Below are 244 nucleotides of genomic sequence, written 5' to 3'. Positions count from 1 at the left end.
CGTCAAGGGCAAGGCCAAGTGGGGTGTTGCTGCCTTTGCGGATGCCCTGCTCGTCATCCCCAAGACGCTTGCTGCCAACTCGGGCCACGACATCCAGGACTCTCTGGCCGCCCTGCAGGACGAGCATGCCGAGGGCAACGTGGTCGGTCTGAACCTCGCGACGGGTGAGCCGATGGACCCAGTGCAGGAGGGTGTCTTCGACTCGTACCGTGTGCTGCGCAACGCCATCGCATCCAGCGCGGGC

Annotated in this window: 1 protein-coding gene; it reads left to right on the top strand. The window is 65.6% G+C overall.

Translation table 11 applies throughout. From position 1 onward, the window contains the following. Positions 1 to 244, top strand: a 244-nt coding sequence (locus SAY88_RS25515; RefSeq protein ID WP_332635235.1) for a TCP-1/cpn60 chaperonin family protein, incomplete at both ends; no start/stop codon positions are given.

Origin of the sequence: Halalkalibacter flavus (genome assembly GCF_036663575.1) — a bacterium.
Lineage (GTDB): Bacteria > Bacillota > Bacilli > Bacillales > Bacillaceae_D > Halalkalibacter > Halalkalibacter flavus.
The sequence above is the reverse complement of the archived record's forward strand: the minus strand, read 5'-3'. Positions and strand labels throughout refer to the sequence as shown.